The following is a 1,741-nucleotide window of genomic DNA, read 5'->3' on the forward strand; positions in this document are numbered from 1 at the left end:
CGGGGCTGGTTGATTCGCGAATTTGCCGACAGCGGTGACTCCGTCACCGCCGAATGGAGCTACGCGATGCTGCGTGCGGGCAGCGAAACGAAGCGAATCAATTTCGACGCCTGACGCCTCCTCGGCTGCGATCAGCCGACGGTCGAGAAATCTCGGGACTTGCGGCCGAGCAGTTTGTTGGCGTCATCGTCGCCGACGAACACCTCCTGCTTGGGATCCCAAGTCAGTTCGCGACCGGTCATCAGGGCGATGTTGCACAAGTGACAAGAGGTCATCGTGCGGTGATGCGACCAGACATCCGAGATCGGCTTGCCACGATCACCGATGCACTCAAAGAAGTTGCCCATGTGACTGCCGGGCTTTTTGCCTTTGCACAACTCGACGATGTAATCGTTCAACTCAGCTTTGTCGCTGTCGGTCAAACTGTTGACCGGTGAACCTTCCAGCTTTCCACGGTTGACGAAGATCCGTCCCTTGTCGCCTTCGAACAGGATCCCGTTGGGGAAATCAACGTTGTCAGCTTCACGTTTGTAATGATCGTTCACGCTGATCAACGAGCCGTTGTCGTACTTCAGATCGATGCTGAACTTGGTCGCGGTATTGAACGCGTTGGGCAAGGAGATGTCGCCATCGAGGAACGCGGCCCAGTCCAAGTCGCTGGGAACCGATTTGGGGAATTGACCGGTCCCTTTGATTCGAGTCGGTCCGTCTTCACCCGGCGCCAGAGCCCACTGCGCGATGTCGATGTGGTGGGCCCCCCAGTCGGTCATCTTGCCGCCGGAATATTCGAAGTACCAGCGGAACATCTTTCGCCGCTCTTCACAGTACTCCGCGTCCGGTGCCGGCCCGACCCACAGGTTCCAGTCCAGATCGTCGGGCGCATCGGTGGTTTCGAACGGGCCGTCCCCCGGAGCACCGCCGATGGCGACGTAGGCGTTGACGTTTTCGCCGAGTCGTCCGGTGTGGACCATGGCGATCGCCATCAAGAACAGACTCTTGCTGCTGCGTTGTTGCGTGCCGACTTGAAAAACGCGACCGGTTTCTTCAACGACCGCGCGAATCTGCTTGCCTTCGTCGATCGTCAAGGTGAGCGGTTTTTCGCAGTACACATCGGCGCCGCTGCGCAGGGCCGCGATGGCGATCGGCACGTGCCAATGGTCCGGGGTCCCGATGGTGACGACTTGAGGCTTCTCCTTTTCCAGCATCTCGCGATAGTCGCGGTACTTGGCCAGTTTGCCGCCGAACGCCTGATTGAATTCTTCGGTGTGGCGATCATCGACGTCACAGACCGCGATCATCTCGGCAAACTTTGCCGCCTCGCGGGCGATCTGGCCGCCGCGGTTGTAACGTCCCCGCGACCCGCCGACGCCGATCGATGCCAGTCGCAGCTTGGGGAGTGTGTCTTGCGCGATCACGGGGGCTTCGAAAGGCAAGCCGGAAACCGTTGCAGCAGCAGCCGATCCGGCGGCCGCGGTCTTGATGAACTGACGACGAGTCGTTGACATGTCAGAAATCCGTTGGGAAGAAGGAGAGCGGTGGAAGGGAAATGGATCGGAAGCCCAATAGAATAGTCGATCCGCAAGCCGCCGGGGCAAGCGTGTCGGTGTCCAGCCGATCTTCGATCCGGGAATCGAACCGCCGAATGCCCTGGTGGTTGGTTGATGCAATCTGGACGGGGCGTTTCACGATTTCCACCGGGCTGACGATCGAAAAGAGGTCCCACGGATGGCAGCGCGAACCC

At 59.7% G+C, this 1,741-nt stretch carries 1 protein-coding gene; it reads right to left on the reverse strand.

Going from position 1 to position 1,741, the window contains the following annotated elements:
• Positions 1-131: 131 nt before the first annotated feature.
• On the reverse strand, positions 132-1,505 hold the full coding sequence (locus ABX749_RS31810) for a Gfo/Idh/MocA family protein (protein ID WP_372899577.1): 1,374 nt from the start codon (positions 1,503-1,505) through the stop codon (positions 132-134).
• Positions 1,506-1,741 lie beyond the last annotated feature (236 nt).

Source organism: Stieleria sp., from assembly GCF_041595215.1.
Classification (GTDB): domain Bacteria; phylum Planctomycetota; class Planctomycetia; order Pirellulales; family Pirellulaceae; genus Stieleria; species Stieleria magnilauensis.